Origin of the sequence: Mycoplasma haliaeeti (assembly GCF_048284645.1) — a bacterium.
Taxonomy (GTDB): Bacteria; Bacillota_I; Bacilli_A; order Mycoplasmatales; family Metamycoplasmataceae; genus Mycoplasmopsis.
The window spans coordinates 14,700-32,231 of record NZ_JBLWAB010000003.1 but is presented as its reverse complement, the minus strand read 5'-3'; the positions used below and the strand labels follow the sequence as shown (position 1 = coordinate 32,231).

The following is a 17,532-nucleotide window of genomic DNA, read 5'->3' as shown; positions in this document are numbered from 1 at the left end:
GCAGCAAGAATTCTTGCTGTTTTTTTCTAGCTAATGATAGAATTCTTTTACTTGTTTAAATAATGCTGCTATAATAAGAACGATATGAAAAATCAAGCAATTAATATCTTATTTTTAGGAGATATTTTTGGAGAACCAGGTGTGAAAACTGTAGAAAAATTTCTACCTACCCTAATCAAAGATTTTTCAGTTGATTTCACCATTGCACAAGGTGAAAATGTAACTGGTAGAAAAGGATTAGATAAAAACGATTACGATAGACTTTCACATGCTGGAGTTAATGCTTTCACCATGGGAAACCATGTTTGAGCTAACAGCGATATTGAAAACTTTATTGATAACAGTAATGTTATTAGACCTTATAACATTGATTTTGATTACCCTGGACAAGGAAGTAAAGTATTTGAAGTTAAAGGAAATACTTTAAGAGTAACCTCTATTATGGGAATTACTTTTAATGAATTAATGTCACCTTGAAAACAATCACAAGCTAATAACTTCTTTGATGCTATGGATCAATTGCTAGAAGTTGGCCAAAAAACTGATTTTCACTTTGTTGATTTCCATGCTGAAACCACAAGTGAAAAAAATGTTTTTGCCTTATACCTAGATGGAAAAGTTGATGCAATCTGTGGAACACATACCCATGTGCAAACTAACGATGCTCGTATTTTACCTAAAGGTACAGCTTATATTACTGATGCTGGAATGACAGGACCAATGAATTGTGCAATTGGAGCAAATTTTGATGAAGTTTACCACAAGATGCGCTACAATGCACATGAACGTTTTAAGGTTAGTGATAATAACACCCAAATTAATGGGGTTATTATTACACTAGATAAAGTAAATGGTAATTCAATTCAATTACTAAATATTTCTGATATTGCACTTTAATTTAAATCAGCTTTGTCTGATTTTTTTATTGCTAACACGGAATCAAAAGCTGCTATAATATCTAAATCCTAGGAGGCGATATGAATAAAATAAAAAATTTAGAGCAACTCAAAATTGTTACAATTATTCACCTGATTTTAGTAATAATAACAACTTCTTTTACAATCCCTATATATGTTACAGACACTGGATTAGGAGTGCTAAGAACACTAGCTACAGTCTTTTCTGGTGCAATCTATCTAGCTACTTTTGTAGTATTTATTATTATGCTAGTAACTACTGCCACTTTAACTTCATATGTTTCACAAGACAATAAAACCTTGCTTTGAGTTTCATTTATTTTCTTATTCTTTTTCCCAATTGTAAGTTGAATTTTGAATTTTATTGTGATCTCACGCGAAACTTCTTTCTATAGAAATCAATTTCAATAGCAAAAAATCTAGACTTCGTTGTCTAGATTTTTTAGTCTAATTTTAAGTATTATTCCATTGCGTTTTGTTTGTTTTTAAAGTTCATTTTAATTGGACAACCTCTAAAATCAAAAGTTGCTCTAAGTTGATTTTCTAAATAACGTTGGTATGAGAAGTGTAAGAACTTCTTGTTATTAACAAAGAATGTAAATGTTGGAATCTTAGCTCTTTCTTGACGAGCAAAGTAAATATTTAATCTACCACCATTAAATGGTACAGCAGGTTGAATAATTTGTGTTTCCATAATTAAGTTAGAAAGCATTGAAGGTTTAATATCTCTTTCAAGGTTTGTTCTAACCATATTAATTGTTTCATATAATTTGTTTAAACGTTGGTTATATTTAGCTGAAATGAAAACAAATGGAACTCATGGTACAAAGTGGAATTTGTTTCTAAGTTTCTTTTCATATTGTGCCATTGTATTAGTTTCTTTTTCAACTAAGTCTCACTTATTGATTACTACAATAATAGGCTTTTCATTTTCTAAAGCATATCCAATGATACGTGAGTCAAAGTGTGAAACTTCTTCTTGAGTTGCATCAATCACAATTAAAGATAAGTCAGCTTCAGCAAGAGAATTCATCGCTCTCATTAAGGCATAGTGGTCAACTGATTCTACTAGTTTAGATTTCTTAGTAATTCCAGCTGTATCAATTACGTTATAAACTTTTCCATCAATTTCAACTAGTGATTTAACTGAATCTCTAGTTGTCCCTGCAATTGGAGAAACAATTGAACGTTCTTCTTTAGCTAAATTATTTAACAATGAGCTTTTTCCAGCATTAGGTTTACCAATAATTGCAAGATTAAATGTTTCAACACTTTCTTCTTCGCTAAAATCTAAGTCTTCTAAACATCTATTAAGCACATCCCCAATTCCTTCACCATGAAGTGCTGAAACTGGAAAAATGTGATCCACACCTAATTTATATCAACTATAGTCAAATTGTTGGTTATCTTCTAGTTTATTAGCTACTGCAATGATTGGTTTATGACTTTTACGTAAAATGTTCATGATAAATAAATCATCATTAGTAATTTCACTAGTTCCATCAAATAAGAAGATGATTACATCAGCTTCTTCAATGGCAATTTTAGCTTGGATTTGAATTTGTTCTTGGAATGGTCTATTTTCGATTTCAATTCCACCGGTGTCAATGATTTTTAATTCTTTACCAGCTCAATGAATCTTTTCATAAAGACGATCACGAGTAACCCCTGGTTCATCGTGTACGATTGAAACTTTTCTTCCAATTAGTTTGTTGAAAAATGTACTTTTTCCAACGTTTGGTTTCCCTATAATAGCTACTGTATTACGCATTATTGCCTCCTTGTAGGGTTTTAATTTTATCATCAATAATTTGTAGGATGTGATCTAAAACTTCTTCTAAAGTCATTTCTGTACAATCGACATAAATAGCGTCCGCTGTTTTATGAAGCGGGTCAATTGCCCGGTTCATATCTTGCGCGTCTCTTAATTTAACTTCATAAAGTACTTCTTGGAAGTCAGTGTTATAACCTAAGGCTTGATTTTGTTCAAGTCTACGTCTTGCACGTTCTTCTTCGCTAGCTCATAAGAAAATTTTAACTTCAGCATGAGGCATAATTTTGAAAGTAGTATCTCTACCATCAATAATGTATCCTTTGCTTTTAAGTGTCATATGTTGAATAAAGTCAACTACAAATTCTCTTACTTCAGGAATTTTAGCTACAGTTGGTGTAATTTTTGAAATGTAATCTGCTCTAATATCGTGTGAAATGTCTACACCTCTTAGTAAAGTTACATCATTAGGTCTTAATTCAATCATTCCTGGTTCAAGTGATTGAATGATTTTTTCAGTATCATGTGATTCAATTCCTAATTTGTTAGCATTGTAAGCTACTGCCCGGTAGGCACTTCCACTGTTGATAAATGTGTACCCTAAACGTTTCGCTAGTTCCTTTGAAATGGTTGATTTTCCAGCCCCACTTGGCCCGTCGATTGCTATATTAACTTTCATGTTTGCTCCTACAATAAATAAATAAAAATGCACAAAATTAGATTTCGAGCTTATTAACCTTAACTCGAGTAGTATTTGTGCCTTGTAAATTTTGGTTGGCTACTTGAGTATTATTGGGTTGAGAATTTATTAATTCATAGAAAACTTTGTTTCTTTCATTAGTTTGATAGAAAGGAAACTTGTCTATGAAACAGTCTGTCAATTTCAAGTATTCAACTTCAATTTTGTTTAATTCTTCTTCTACGTGTTTTATTGGCTTTTTATCGGTTATAAAAGATTGCTCATCACATCATTCTTGACAAGCTTGGATGTTAAAATGTTTAATTTCTACTAAGTCTGATCCAAAAAAATTGCTAATTCATTTCACTTCTTTTTCAAGCTCACTATTGTCTTGCAAGGCTAAATATTTTAACCTTTGAAATGAGGGAATTTCTTGGGCAGATTGCTTTGATTTATAACCTATTTTACCCATAGCTTTATTTTACTATATTAATTTATAAAAAAGTGATAAATATCAAGAAAAAAAGGCTATTTAAAAGCCTTTATTACAGCATTCTTAAATGAAATTTCATCAAGTGGATAAAATGTATTAACTTTTTGATATGCAGTCTTAATTACATAGGTAATATATTGCTTATTGTCACTAAATAATTCAGCAATTGGACGTTCCGAAACTAACAATTTATCAAATTCATTTTCTTCTACTGTTTCTTCATTTTGATCAACTTGTTTTTTAAATGCATTTTCATATACTGGTGATGAGTAAATAAACATTAAAGCATAGTAAATTACTTTTGAAGCAAAGATTTTTGGATGTTTCTTAAACATCATTGAATTAGTTATATAGTCTTTAAACATAGTATAACTATTTCTATTCTTAATATAAGTCTTATCAATGTTTAAATTAAATGAGTCAACATCTAAATCACACACGTCTTGTCAAGTAATTGTGATTCTTTCTTTTTTACTTAATAATACAATGAGAGAAAAGACAACAATTGCAATGTAAAATACTAATGCAAAATAGCTAATTAATGCAAATGCTCCAATTGGGCTAAAAGCATAAGGTACATACGCTGTCTTATCTCAAATAGTTATCTTAAGCACTCCACTTGCATATAATGCAAATAAAATAATGATAAGTCCAAAGTAGGCACTAGCAAGTCCAAGTTTTCAAAATGTTTGTGTTCTTACTCAGGCAATATTGAATCCTGCCTTAATAAAGTTGAAGTAACCATACATTTTAAAGGCTGCATAGAACAATAATGCAGCTAGTATGATTACAATAATATATAATCAATTTATCGTCATAATTTTATTTTACTAGATTGTTTTTAAAAAAATATTTAATTTTTCTCTTTAAAAATAAAAATATTTTTTTGAAATTTCCACATTTTTATGATGAATAGCCCCATAAAATGGGAGCAAATAAAAAAATGTGGAAATTGCTTTTTTTATGACATTTTCTTTCCAGGTTTGATAGAATAATTATGAGGCAAATAAATATTGCCTCGATGATATTAAATAACTAAAGACGAAAGAACTTTCTATCTTAGGTTATTTAGTTGATTAATAAAGTTATCACTTTTATGGTATTATTTTTAAAATATTTCTTATATACCCCTATTCCTTAATATGTCTCGTTCTTGAGGATCTCCATGGTATTTTAAGAAATCGAAAGTTCCAACTTTATTTTACAAAAACGAAAGTTGCTTGTTTCTTCTGCAAAGAAAAAACAAGCAATTTTTTTTACTTGTTTTTTGAGTTTAAATATTCAAATACTACTATTCCAGTTGCCACTGAAACATTTAGAGATTGTACAGTACCATATTGGTTAATATGTATACATTGGTCAGTAACAGCAAGTACACTTTTACTTACTCCGCTACCTTCATTTCCCATAACTAATACTGTATAGTCAGGATAACTAATTGTGTTATAGTCAACTGAGCCTTCTTGTAAGGTAGTACTATATACTCAGTATGAATTATTTTTTAATTTTGTAAGTACAGCGCTTAATGAGCTAACTTTATAAAAGTTCATTCCAACAAATCCACCAGAAGAAACTTTTAAAGCTGTTGAATTTACTTCAGCTGCATTATCTTTAGGAAGTAAAATATCCTTTATACCAGCTGCATTAGCTGTACGTATAATTGCTCCTAGATTTTGTGGATCAACTATATGATCTAAAGCTAACACAATATTTGGCTTTCTTTTGATTAGTTGTTCAACATCAGAATAATTGATACTTTTAATAGCTACAATATATCCTTGGTGATTAGCATTATTAGACATTTCATCTAAAGTAGCTTTAGGAACAAATTCTACTGTAATTGAGCGCTTATCAACTTTAAAACTAGTAAAGTTTTCATTAACATAAATTTTTGAAATATTTAAGTTACTATTTAAAGCATCCATTACTGAGTTTTTTCCTCAAATTAAGGTTTCACTAACAATTTTTGCTGGCTTGTCCATGGTCTTTTTGTCAAAACGTTCCTTGACAAAAGGCTTATTTTTTTTATTAAATTCTTTTTTCATTTTCTTCCTTAGATTAAATTATTATTCACCAATATTTCACGTAATTGATCAGCAGCTTGATAGTTCTTTTGTGCAAGTAATTCTTTTCATTGATGATAAATATTAGCATATGAGGCAAAGTCAATTTGATTAAACTCATAGCCTAAAACATTAAAGATTTGCATAACTGTAGCAAAGTATTTAGCTTCTTTAGTTTTATTTGCTTGCTTAATAATTTCATTAATCAACTTATTAAAATCAGAAAATCTTAAGTTAGCAATAGCTTGCATTGCTTGTACAAATAACTCTATGTCATAGTCCTTAAGGTTAATTTGATCTAAATAAGCAGCAAAATATAAACGTTTAATTTTATTAATTAAAGCATTAACTGATTCAAGGGTGTTGCTATCAATATTTATTTCACTAGTAAAGCCATTTTGTAAGAAAATGGTTTTTAATACATCTGGACTATAGTTTTGTAAGAAGTCTTTAGGGAGAATAACATTTTGCAATGATTTAGACATCTTCATACCATTAAGATTAATTTGCCCTGTTCTAAGTCAGTTTTGTGCAATTGGTTGATTAGTTAAGGCATAAAATTGAATGTTTTCATTTTCATGGTGAGGGAAAGTTAAATCCATACCACCACTATGAATATCAACCCCTTCCTTCCCAAAATGTTTATATATTAATACAGCACATTCAGTGTGCCATCCAGGTCTTCCTTTACTAAAAGGTGAATCATACACAACCCCTACTTTAGTCTTTTTTCATAAAGCAAAATCAATTGGTGATTTTTTAAGGTTGCTATATTCATTTTCTTCTGAAATCATATTTTCAATTTTTTGGTTTGAGACTACGCCATAGTGATTTTGGTATTTAATTACATCAAATCAAACATTTCCTTCACTATCTTGATATGCAGCTCCAAGATCTAAAAGTTTTTGAATAAAAGCAACAATTAAATCCATATTAGCTGTGACGTATTCTAAATGAGTGATTGTATCAACATTAAATTTTTGTAGTAACTCTAGATACTTATTAGAATAAAAGGTTGCTACTTCTTGTTCGCTTTGATTAGTTGCAATAGCTTTATTAATAATTTTGTCATCAATATCAGTGATATTGTGCACAAAATTAAATTCATTGCCTAATGCACGATGTGCTTTTAGTATTAAATCCATTGTTAAAATAGGTCTTAAATTTCCGATATGAACATCATTATAAACAGTTGGACCACAGGTATAAACTTTAATCATCTATTCTCCTTATTAATTTATGTAATTATATTATATTTACACCTTAAAAGCTTGAAAAAAGCTATATATAAGATATAAAAATTTTAATGTTTCAAACTATACAAAATTAATAATTTTATATAATATAAAAAATTATTAATTTACCTATATTTAAGGAGTATGATGTCATTAAAACAAAAAGTAAAGCTTGCTATTAATCAGGCTTTAAAACAACTACAAGATCAAAGTTTTTTCAATCAAGAACTAGAAATTGAAAATCTAAATTTTAATGTTGTTCAACCAAATGTGCCAGAAAATCTAAACACAGATCAAATTCAATATGATTTCTCAACTAATGTAGCTTTTATTGTAAAACAATATGCTGTAGAAAAAAATCCTACTATTGTTGCTGAAAAAATTGCCCAAATTCTTGCTCAAGATAGCTTATTTAGTCAAATTGATGTAGCACGTCCTGGATTTTTAAACATAGTGCTAGCTAATGGTGCTTTTGTGCAAACTATCCAACAAGTAATTACAGCTAAAGATAACTTTGGAGGAAACTATATTGCAGGTGACAAATTAAATGTTGAATTTGTCTCAGCTAACCCAACTGGTTTCTTACATGTAGGACATGCTAGAGGAGCTGCTTTTGGTGATTCATTAGTTAGAGTCTTAAGACATGCTGGATATGATGTTGAAGCAGAATATTATGTTAATGATGCTGGAAATCAAATTAGCGTGTTAACTAATTCAATTTGAGTTAGATACTGTGAATTATTTAATATCTCACATCCAATGCCTGAAGAATGCTACAGAGGAAGCGATATTATTTGAGGTGCTCAACAAATTAAAGATCAATATGGAGATTTCTTTATTGAACTAAATGATCAAAAACGTGAACAATTAGCAACAATTGCTACAAAAATCATGTTAGATAAGATTAAAGATGATTTAGCACACTTCAATGTTAGCTTTAATACTTTCTCAAGTGAAAAAGCAATTAAGAACTCAGGTGCAATTGAACAAACATTAGCAGATTTAAAAGCAAAAGATGCTACATATCAACAAGATGGTGCACTATTTTTAAAAACCGAAGCCTTAGGTGATGATAAAGATCGTGTTCTTGTTAAATCAAATGGTGACTATACATATTTCTTACCAGATATTGCTTATCACCAAATTAAGTTTAAGAAATGCAACAACTTAATTAACATCTTTGGTGCTGACCACTCAGGTTACATTCAAAGAATGAAGATAGCTATGCAATATTTAGGATTTAATCCTGAAAACCTAAACATTCTAACAATTCAATTAGTTAGATTGATTAAAGATGGTCAAGAGTTTAAAATGTCTAAGCGTGCTGGAACTAGCGTTACTTTAGCTGACCTAATGGATGTTTCATCAACTGATGCTATTAGATTTATGATGTTAACTAGAGAAATCAATAACAAGTTTGACTTTGATATTGATTTTGCTAATTCGCAAGATTCTAAGAACCCAGTTTTCATCGTTCAATATGCTCACTCTAGAGCCATTTCATTACTAGAAAGACTAAATAAAGAAGCTATTAATGAAAACATTCAATTCACTGACAAAGCTAAAAAAGTAATTGTTGAACTAGATAACTTTGATGAGTTAATCAAAACAATTATCTCAACTACAAAAGTTAACTTAATGACTCAATACTTAATTAACTTAGCTAAACTATTCAATAGTTTTTATGCAGAAACTAAGTTACTTAACCATCAAGATCAAAGTACCTATGCTTACTTAGTTCAAGCTGTACAAATTGTTTTAGAATTAGGACTTAAACTTATTGGGGTTTCAGCTCCTAAATCAATGTAATATTAAAATAATCAAGTATAATAGAAATACTTTAAGGGGAAAATATGTCAAAAAGAACAATGCTAGAAATTGCAATCAATAAAGTAAATTCAAACCCTACAGCAGAATTTACATTTTTCGAAATCTTTGATGCTGTAGAAAACGAATTAAAATCAGACTGAGAAGAACGTTTCGTTACTGAAGAAAAACCTTACGAAAAAGTAAGAGAAACAAAGATGGGTGAATTACATCGTTTATTAACTGTTGATAAAAGATTCCAAAGAACAGCTAATGATAAATGACAAGGTAAAAACACTGGATTTTAGTAGGTAATTATGGCTTTAGTAAATGCAAAAGATATGCTTAAAAAAGCAAGAAAAGGTAAGTATGCTATTCCTCACTTTAACATTAATAATTTAGAGTGAACCAAAGCAATTTTATTAACTTGTGAAGAAATGAAATCACCTGTAATTTTAGGTGTTTCTGAAGGTGCTTTAAAATACATGGGTGGTTTTGAAACTGTCTCAGGTATGGTACTTGGAATGATTAAAGATTTCAAAATCTCAATTCCAGTTGCTCTCCACTTAGATCATGGTTCATTTGATGCTTGTGTCGAAGCAATTAAATCAGAAGCCTTTACATCAATTATGTTTGATGGATCACATTTACCATTTGAAGAAAACAAGGAACTAACTCAAGAACTTGTTTTCCTTGCTGCAAGTCGTAATATGTCAGTTGAAGCTGAAGTTGGCTCAATTGGTGGTGAAGAAGATGGAATAATTGGAGCTGGTGAAATTGCAGATGTAAATCAAGCTGTTTCATTAAGTAGACAAGGAATTACTGTATTAGCTGCTGGAATTGGAAACATTCATGGAATCTATCCAAAAGATTGAGCTGGACTTAATTTTGATGTGCTAGCTGAACTAGCTACTGAAACAGGAATGGGAATTGTGCTTCATGGTGGAAGTGGAATTCCAAAAGATCAAATTCAAAAAGCTATCTCTCTTGGTGTAACCAAAATTAATGTTAATACTGAACTTCAACTTGCAAATCATCAAGCAATCAGAGAATTTATTATTTCAAATAAAGACCTAGAAGGTAAAAATTATGATCCTAGAAAGCTTTACAAACCTGGATATGAAGCTATGTGTAAAGTAATTAAAGAAAAAGTTCTTGAATTTGGATCACAAGATAAGGCTTAGGCCTTTTTCTTTTGCTTATTTAGAAAAATAATAGAATTAATATATGAAGAAATTTAAAAAACTACTTTTACCAACAGTTGTATTAAGCGCACTTATCCCAACTGTTGCCACTCAATGTAATCAGACTAAAACAAATGAAAATCAACAACCTGATAGTGAACTTAAAGAATTAAGTTCCAAAGCAATTAAGTACGCTAGAGAAAACTTATTAAATCATAAGGAAGTTGTTAAATATCAACCACTACTTAATTACCTCAACACTCAAGTAAATAAAATAGATACTTTAGGACAACAAAGGGATGCAAACAAGCAGCAAGCTAAAGCATATATTACACAACAAGAAAATAACTTTAAGGCTATGAGCAAGGTGTTTTCAAATGAAAATATACTAGATCATGACCTAGTTGAAGCTTGGATGCATTTCAATCGTTCTTTAGATAAAATGATTGAAAAATCTAATTTTATTCTTCAAAATGACTTAAAACTAGCTGATAGTAAAGCAAAATATAAAGCTTTTATGCAGGAGTTAAATAATGATTTTGCTAATAGCAGATTTGATTTTATTGCTAATAGTGATGCTAAAAGTTTTAATAATCTTTACAATCACGCATTGCTAAGATATAAATTATTTATGAGAGATCATTTACCTCAAAATTATGTAGTCTTAATGGATAATCATGTTGCAGATGGAGATACTATTTATAATATCTTTTTAGGACAACCAGATAGTGGTAAAGATACTAGCAAAGCTGAACAACCACTCCATGTAAAAGAAGCAAATCATAAAGAAAACATTGGTAGAATTTTAGGCCTACGTTTTAGAGGAATTGATACTCCTGAAACATTTAAAGGTAAACCTGAAAAAGATGCTAAGTTAGCTAAGCTTGAAAATAAGTATGCCCAAGCTGCTAAGCAAAATCTTATGAATATTTTAGATGAAGAAAACTGAGTCTTTTATATCCATAAGACTGGAACTGATATTTATGGTAGATGAGTTACATTCTTATTTTCAAATTCCAAAGAAGATTTTGCAACTGAATTTGGTGTAAGGCAAGTTGCTGATGGTATGGCACGTGTTTGATATATTGATAACACTAAGAAAACTATTTACTATACTAAGACATCATTAGAAAAAGAATATTACAAGTATATAATCGAAGTCCAAAAACAAGCGCAAGCTGAGAAAAAAGGATTTTGAAAAGAAGATATTAATAATGTTTTTCATGTTGATTAAAAGATAGCAATTTTGCTATTTTTTTATCTACCCCATAGGCTTATTTGTTTTTGTTGTCAAACTGGTGCAATTTGGAAAAAGTTAAAATTTAGGTATAATTCTAATAAATATAAATATTTATTAGAATTGGAGCTAAAATGGCCGAACAAAATAAAGAACAAAATAACTATAATGCAAGTAATATTCAATTTCTAGAAGGACTTGAACACGTTAGAAAAAGACCAGGTATGTATATTGGTTCTACTTCTAAATCTGGACTACACCACTTAGTTTGAGAAATCGTTGATAACTCTGTGGATGAATGTATGGCTGGATTTGCAAGCAGAATTGATATTACCATTAATCCTGATAATTCAATTATTGTTGAAGATAATGGACGTGGAATTCCAGTAGACACACATGAAAGATTTAAGATCTCAGCGTTAGAAGTTGTTTTAACTAAGCTAAATGCAGGTGGAAAATTTGAATCTAATGCCTATAAAGTATCAGGTGGATTGCACGGGGTTGGAGCTTCTGTAGTTAATGCCTTAAGTGATTCATTTAAAGCTTGAGTTAAGAGAAATGGAAACATCTATTTTGCAGAGTTTGCTAATGGTGGAAAAACTATTCAATCAACTCATGTAATTGGTACATGTAATCCTGGAGAAACAGGAACAAAAATTCAATTCCACCCTGATTACTTAGTTATGGAACAACTTCCTTTTGATAAGGAACTAATCATTGACCATGCTAAACAAATTGCTCATTTAAATAAAGGACTCTATGTTTCAGTTACTGACTTACGTGACAATACACAAGTTGAATTTCAATACGACAATGGTATTATTGACTACGTAAATGAGTTAAATGAAGGATATAAACCTGTTACACCAGTAATTTATGCTGAAGGTGAATACACAGCTAAAAACAACAAAGATGAAGATGTTGTTATTGGTGTAGAAGTTGCAATGCAATATCTAGCAGACTTATACCGTGGGAATGTTATTTCATATACTAACAACATTTCAACTCACGAAGGTGGAAGCCACGTATCAGGATTCTATGATTCATTAATGAGACTAATTAATAACTATGCAATTGAACACGGAATTATTAAGACTGATGCTGAAAAATTCACTCGTGATGACTTACTTGAAGGTGTAACTGCAGTTATCTCAATTAAACACCCAGATCCTGAATTCGAAGGGCAAACTAAAGGAAAACTTGGTTCTAAAGATGCAAGACAAGCTGTAAACAAGGTATTTAGCCCTATTTTAGAGCGTTTCTTAAACGAAAACCCTGAACTAGCTAAGAAGATTATTGAAATCGCTACAACAGCTAGAAAAGGGCGTTTAGCATCAAATGCAGCCAGAGAAAATGCTAGACGTAAAAATGTTTTTGAAAGTGGTGGTCTTCCAGGTAAACTTTCAGATTGTAGTTCTAAAAATGCAGAAATTTCTGAACTATACATAGTCGAAGGGAACTCAGCTGGTGGTAGTGCTAAAATGGGTAGAGATAGAAAAACTCAAGCTATCTTACCTTTAAGAGGGAAAATTATTAATGTAGAAAAATCTCGTCAAGAAAAAGTGCTTGCTAATGAAGAAATTCTTTCATTAATTACAGCACTTGGAACAGGACTTGGAGATAACTTTAACATTAATAAACTTAGATATCACAAGATTGTTATTATGACGGACGCTGACGTCGATGGTGCTCACATTAGAACTCTACTTTTAACATTCTTCTATAGATACTTTAAACCATTAATTGAACATGGTTTCATCTATATTGCTCAACCACCTCTATATAAAATTCAACAAAACAAGTTTGTTGCATATGCTTTCAACGATGCACAAAAAGATGCTATTTTAGCTGATTTAAATCCAAATACTAAGATTACTATTCAACGTTACAAAGGGCTTGGAGAAATGGACCCTGAACAATTGTGAGAAACAACTATGGATCCTGAAAACAGAAAGATGCTTCAAGTACAAATTGAAGATGCTTATAAAGCTGATCAAGTATTTGAAACCTTAATGGGTGAACGTGTTGAACCAAGACGTGAATTCATTCAAACCAATGCTAAATACGTTAAAAATATCGATTTATAATAATTCAAAATTCAGAGTAGCCCTCTGAGTTTTTAATTTTGCTTCTGAAATTTAGGTCAAAAAGATTTAATTTCACAATGTATGGAAATATTCTATATAATAAGAATATAAGGAGAATTATGAAAGAACAAAACACTAACTTAAATGCTAAAGCTAGTGAATTTATTACATCATTTAAAAATACTAAAAATAAAACCTGAACTATTACCTTTATTGTGCTAAATTCATTTTTATTAGCAGCATTTCTTGTGGCATTCTTATTGGCATGCTTCGGAGAAACATTTTCAAGCCTTACGCAACGTATTGCTGCTGCTTTAATCTGATTGGCCCTAATCCTAATAGATGCATATTTCTTAGCTAGATTAATTAGCTTGCTTATTATTTTATATGCAAGCGAGGATAGTTCAATTAATAGTTTAAATCGCAATTTAAAAATTTATTTAGTTTTATCATGTCGCTATCAAGCTTTAAAAGAAATTAAACTAACTAATTAGCATTATAAATCCCTTTATCCCTATCAGATAGGGATTTTTATTTTGCAAATAAAAAAGTGCAATTGCACTTTCTATCTAATAATATCAACTAAGTTTTTCATTAATGAAACAACTGTCATTGGTCCAACTCCACCAGGAACTGGAGTAATTGCTGCTACTTTGTCTTTTACATCTTCAAAATCAACATCACCACAAAGTTCGCTAGTTAATTTATCATCTAAGTTTGTACCAACATCAATTACAATAGCACCTTCTTTTAAGTTTTTAGCCTTAATGTATTTAGCTACTCCGATTGCTACAATAACAATATCACCAGATTCAATTCCTTTAATTCCAGTTTCTTCGTTATATGTAGCTACAGTAGCGCCCATACGTTTAATAATGTGTGCTAGAGGTTTTCCTACAACATGTGAACGACCTACAACACAAACTTTTTTATCTTCCACATCAATTTTGTAGTATTCCATTAATTCAAGTACACCACGGGCTGTGGCTGGTACAAAGTGTTTTTCAGGTTGATCATTATATAATCTGAATTCATTTTTGCTTGTTAATCCATCAATATCTTTATCATATGGAACAGCATCTAAAATAACTTGTGTAGGTAGGTGTTTTGGCAATGGTAATTGCACAATGATTCCATCGTGTTTTTCATTAATACGATCCATTTTCTTTAATAAACGATCTTGACTAATGTCTTCTGGGAATTTGTATAAAGTTGCTTCAATTCCTAAATCTTCAGCAACCTTTAATTTATGTTTAATGTATTTATTTGAAGCTTCATTATCACCAACTTGAATAATTGCCATGGTTAAGGCTCTTGGTAATTCTAAGTCGATTAGTTCTTGTTTTAATTTTGCTAATTCGCTTTTGGCTAATTCTTTTCCACTTAATATTTGCATCTTAGCTCCTCTTCGTATTTTTCTAGTTCTTCACTATATTTCTTTAGTTTGTTTTCTTCAGCTTCAACTTTATCTCTAGGTGCTTTAGCAACGAATTTTTCATTGCTTAAAATGCCTTTAGCACGGGCAATTTCACTTTTAACAAAAGCAATCTTTTCTAATAGCATTTCTTTATTTCTTGCTTTAGTTTCATCAGATTGTTTAATGTATAAAGTGTTATTTTCCAGTGCAATCATATAATCAAGGTTAGCTTGTACTTGTGCATAAGCCATCTTGTTAATCATAGCAATTGCATTTGGGTTTAATTCAGTAACTAAGTTATATAAAATAATTTCTTTTTTAGATATGTTGTTGTCTTCACGATATTTTCTAATTTCAGTAACTACTGAAATAACATCGTTAATATAAGAAGCTTGAGCTTCAATTTCAAAGCTAGGTCAGCTTTGTTCTAGTAATTCAGCCTTAAAGATTTCACTGTATAGTCTATCTGTGATAAATGGTAAAAATGGATGAAGCACAATTAAGGTCTTTCTAAGCACTTCCATAGCACTTTGTTTTGAGTATGCTGTCTTTAAAAATTCAACATATCAACCTGATAAGTCGTTAAATAAATAACGATAAATTTCAGTTCCAAGCACAGCAAAATCATAGCTCTTAATGTGAGTATTGATTTTAGCTTCTAAATAAGCTAATTTTTCCATTATTCACTTATCTGCATCAGTTTGATCGCAGTCATTGTCTGGTAAATCAGAGATATATTTAGCAATATTTCAAAGTTTATTATTAACTCTTCAAGCTGCTTCAACTTTTTCATCACTAAACTTGATATCTAGTCCAGGAGTTGTATTGGTAATTAAGAATCATCTTAAAGCATCTGATCCATATTTATCAACCATATCCATTGGGTCAACACCATTGTTCAATGATTTTGACATCTTTCTACCTTGAGCATCACGAATTAATCCATGAAGTAATAATTCATCAAATGGTTTTTGTCCCATAAATTCAAGCCCAAAGAAGTACATTCTAGCAACTCAGAAAAAGATAATGTCATATCCAGTAACTAATAAAGAAGTTGGATAGTATCTTTTAACCAATTTATCATCTTGAGGTCATCCTAAAAAGACAAATGGAGCTAATCCAGAAGAGAATCATGTATCAAGCACGTCAGGATCTTGAACTCAGCCTTCTCCGGGGCAAGCTACTTGCACTTTCATGTTACCAGCAGCGTCATATCAAGCAGGAATTCTGTGCCCTCATCATAATTGTCTTGAAATAGTTCAGTCATAAACATTTTCCATTCATTGTCTCATGGTGTTTTCAAAACGTTTAGGGAAGAATTCAACTCCCTTACCTGAATCTAAGTCATTTAAGATTAAATCTCTAAAGTGTTCCATTTTAACGAATCATTGAGGCAATACCAATATTTCTACAGGTGTCTTAGATCTATCTGAAATTCCCACATTTGAAATGGTGGTTTCAACCTTTTCAAGTAAGTTGTTGTCAGCTAAATATTGTCCAATAGCTTCACGAGCTGCAAAACGTTCCATTCCATGGAAGAGTGCATTTTCTGGATAATTAATTTTTCCAGCTTTATCAATGGTTTCTAAAATTTCAAAACCAAGTTTTTGCATAATTTCAATATCAGCTTCAGCATGAGCACTAAGTTTCATTAATCCTGATCCAAAGCCAATTTCTACATAGTTATCCGCAATAATTGGTAAACGTTTTCCAGTAACTGGGTGAATTACGTATTTACCTGCTAAATGTTGGTAACGAGTATCTTCTGGATTGTAAACTACAGCCACATCACTAAGTAAAGTTTCAGTTCTAACTGTAGCAATAACTAAATATTCATTTGAGTTTTCAATTGGATATTTAATGTAATACATTTTTTGTTCTGTAGGTTCATTATTTACTTCAATATTAGAAAGAGCTGTTTGCAATTTAACGTCTCAGTTAATTGCTTTTACTCCCTTGTAAATAAAGCCTTTATTGTATAAGTCAACAAATACTTTTGAGACTGCCTCATTAGCTTTTTCATCTAAGGTGAAACGTTCATTAGAATAATCTAAGGCTAATCCAATTGTTGATCATTGTTTTCTGAATAAATTTGCATATTCATGTTTTCATTCTCAAACACGTCTAATAAATTCTTCACGTCCTAAATCGTGACGATTTAGGCCTTCTTTTTTATAAATTTCGTCTTCTACTTTTGATTGAGTTGCAATTCCAGCATGATCCATACCTGGAAGTCAAAGTACATCAAAACCATTTAGTTTCTTATAACGAATAATGGTGTCAGGAATATATACGTCTAAAGCATGCCCTAAGTGTAATTTACCTGTAACATTAGGAGGTGGTAATAAGATTGTAAAAGGTCTTTTAGCCTCATCATGAGTTTGGAAATATTTTTTAGCTTGCCATTTATTATCGATGCCAGCTTCAACAAGTTTATGGTTGTATGATTTGTCCATTTTTCTCCTAATTTTCTTCAAAATTTATATACTAAATATATTTAATATAATTATATAGTATTTTGCAAAAAAGGGCAGTATTATACATTTTTAAATAAAAAAGGTAATAATTTTTTATTGGAAATTTCTATGCCCATAAATATGCATTAAAAAATTATTTTTCAATAGTTAATTAAAAATTAAGTTT

16 protein-coding genes are annotated in these 17,532 nt (G+C 30.4%); 8 read left to right on the top strand and 8 right to left on the bottom strand.

Features of this window, described 5'->3' with window-relative positions; translation table 4 throughout:
• The first annotated feature begins 84 nt into the window (after nucleotides 1-84).
• Both ACNQ2T_RS01200 and ACNQ2T_RS01195 read left to right on the top strand, forming a co-directional pair.
• Nucleotides 85-897: a TIGR00282 family metallophosphoesterase gene (locus tag ACNQ2T_RS01200; protein WP_416755274.1), complete on the top strand. Its 813-nt coding sequence runs from the start codon at nucleotides 85-87 to the stop codon at nucleotides 895-897.
• A gap of 80 nt (nucleotides 898-977) precedes the next feature.
• On the top strand, nucleotides 978-1,328 hold the full coding sequence (locus tag ACNQ2T_RS01195; protein ID WP_416755275.1) for a hypothetical protein: 351 nt from the start codon (nucleotides 978-980) through the stop codon (nucleotides 1,326-1,328).
• A 49-nt stretch (nucleotides 1,329-1,377) separates the two neighbouring features.
• Here ACNQ2T_RS01195 and der read toward each other — a convergent pair whose 3' ends face one another.
• From der to ACNQ2T_RS01165, 6 genes are all read right to left on the bottom strand, one after another.
• Nucleotides 1,378-2,688, bottom strand: a complete 1,311-nt coding sequence (gene der / locus ACNQ2T_RS01190) for a ribosome biogenesis GTPase Der (protein ID WP_416755276.1) — start codon at nucleotides 2,686-2,688, stop codon at nucleotides 1,378-1,380.
• Nucleotides 2,681-3,367 (bottom strand): (d)CMP kinase, encoded by a 687-nt coding sequence (gene cmk, locus ACNQ2T_RS01185; protein WP_416755277.1) that lies wholly within the window; start codon nucleotides 3,365-3,367, stop codon nucleotides 2,681-2,683. The genes der and cmk overlap by 8 nt, the downstream gene beginning before the upstream one ends.
• A gap of 37 nt (nucleotides 3,368-3,404) precedes the next feature.
• Entirely contained in the window at nucleotides 3,405-3,839 is a 435-nt protein-coding gene (locus ACNQ2T_RS01180) for a hypothetical protein (protein WP_416755278.1), read from the bottom strand.
• A 56-nt stretch (nucleotides 3,840-3,895) separates the two neighbouring features.
• Nucleotides 3,896-4,678 (bottom strand): hypothetical protein, encoded by a 783-nt coding sequence (locus ACNQ2T_RS01175; protein WP_416755279.1) that lies wholly within the window; start codon nucleotides 4,676-4,678, stop codon nucleotides 3,896-3,898.
• Nucleotides 4,679-5,116: 438 nt separating this feature from the next.
• Nucleotides 5,117-5,905 (bottom strand): 23S rRNA (guanosine(2251)-2'-O)-methyltransferase RlmB, encoded by a 789-nt coding sequence (rlmB, locus tag ACNQ2T_RS01170; protein WP_418035792.1) that lies wholly within the window; start codon nucleotides 5,903-5,905, stop codon nucleotides 5,117-5,119.
• 8 nt (nucleotides 5,906-5,913) lie between these two features.
• Entirely contained in the window at nucleotides 5,914-7,143 is a 1,230-nt protein-coding gene (locus ACNQ2T_RS01165) for a class I tRNA ligase family protein (protein WP_418035791.1), read from the bottom strand.
• A gap of 162 nt (nucleotides 7,144-7,305) precedes the next feature.
• On the opposite strand from ACNQ2T_RS01165, the gene argS reads away from it, so the two are divergent.
• The 6 genes from argS to ACNQ2T_RS01135 all read left to right on the top strand — a co-directional run bounded on the left by argS (nucleotide 7,306) and on the right by ACNQ2T_RS01135 (nucleotide 13,966).
• Nucleotides 7,306-8,967 carry an arginine--tRNA ligase gene (argS, locus tag ACNQ2T_RS01160; protein WP_418035790.1) on the top strand — a complete coding sequence of 554 codons (1,662 nt, stop codon included), beginning with the start codon at nucleotides 7,306-7,308 and terminating at the stop codon, nucleotides 8,965-8,967.
• Between the two features lie 44 nt (nucleotides 8,968-9,011).
• The gene (gene rpoE / locus ACNQ2T_RS01155; RefSeq protein ID WP_416755284.1) at nucleotides 9,012-9,272 is read left to right on the top strand and encodes a DNA-directed RNA polymerase subunit delta; all 261 of its coding nucleotides are present in this window, start codon (nucleotides 9,012-9,014) and stop codon (nucleotides 9,270-9,272) included.
• Nucleotides 9,273-9,281: 9 nt separating this feature from the next.
• Nucleotides 9,282-10,148 (top strand): class II fructose-1,6-bisphosphate aldolase, encoded by an 867-nt coding sequence (gene fba / locus ACNQ2T_RS01150; protein ID WP_418035789.1) that lies wholly within the window; start codon nucleotides 9,282-9,284, stop codon nucleotides 10,146-10,148.
• Nucleotides 10,149-10,191: 43 nt separating this feature from the next.
• A complete protein-coding gene (locus tag ACNQ2T_RS01145; RefSeq protein WP_418035788.1) occupies nucleotides 10,192-11,382 on the top strand; it encodes a thermonuclease family protein in 1,191 nt (396 codons plus the stop codon).
• Between the two features lie 137 nt (nucleotides 11,383-11,519).
• A complete protein-coding gene (locus ACNQ2T_RS01140) occupies nucleotides 11,520-13,472 on the top strand; it encodes a DNA topoisomerase subunit B (RefSeq protein ID WP_416741616.1) in 1,953 nt (650 codons plus the stop codon).
• A 119-nt stretch (nucleotides 13,473-13,591) separates the two neighbouring features.
• On the top strand, nucleotides 13,592-13,966 hold the full coding sequence (locus tag ACNQ2T_RS01135; protein WP_418035787.1) for a hypothetical protein: 375 nt from the start codon (nucleotides 13,592-13,594) through the stop codon (nucleotides 13,964-13,966).
• A gap of 71 nt (nucleotides 13,967-14,037) precedes the next feature.
• On the opposite strand, the gene ACNQ2T_RS01130 is transcribed toward ACNQ2T_RS01135, so the two are convergent.
• Nucleotides 14,038-14,868, bottom strand: coding sequence for a bifunctional 5,10-methylenetetrahydrofolate dehydrogenase/5,10-methenyltetrahydrofolate cyclohydrolase (locus ACNQ2T_RS01130; RefSeq protein WP_418006121.1), 831 nt, complete (start codon nucleotides 14,866-14,868; stop codon nucleotides 14,038-14,040).
• Nucleotides 14,856-17,345 carry a valine--tRNA ligase gene (locus ACNQ2T_RS01125; RefSeq protein ID WP_416755292.1) on the bottom strand — a complete coding sequence of 830 codons (2,490 nt, stop codon included), beginning with the start codon at nucleotides 17,343-17,345 and terminating at the stop codon, nucleotides 14,856-14,858. Before ACNQ2T_RS01125 ends, ACNQ2T_RS01130 begins: the two co-directional genes overlap by 13 nt.
• Nucleotides 17,346-17,532 lie beyond the last annotated feature (187 nt).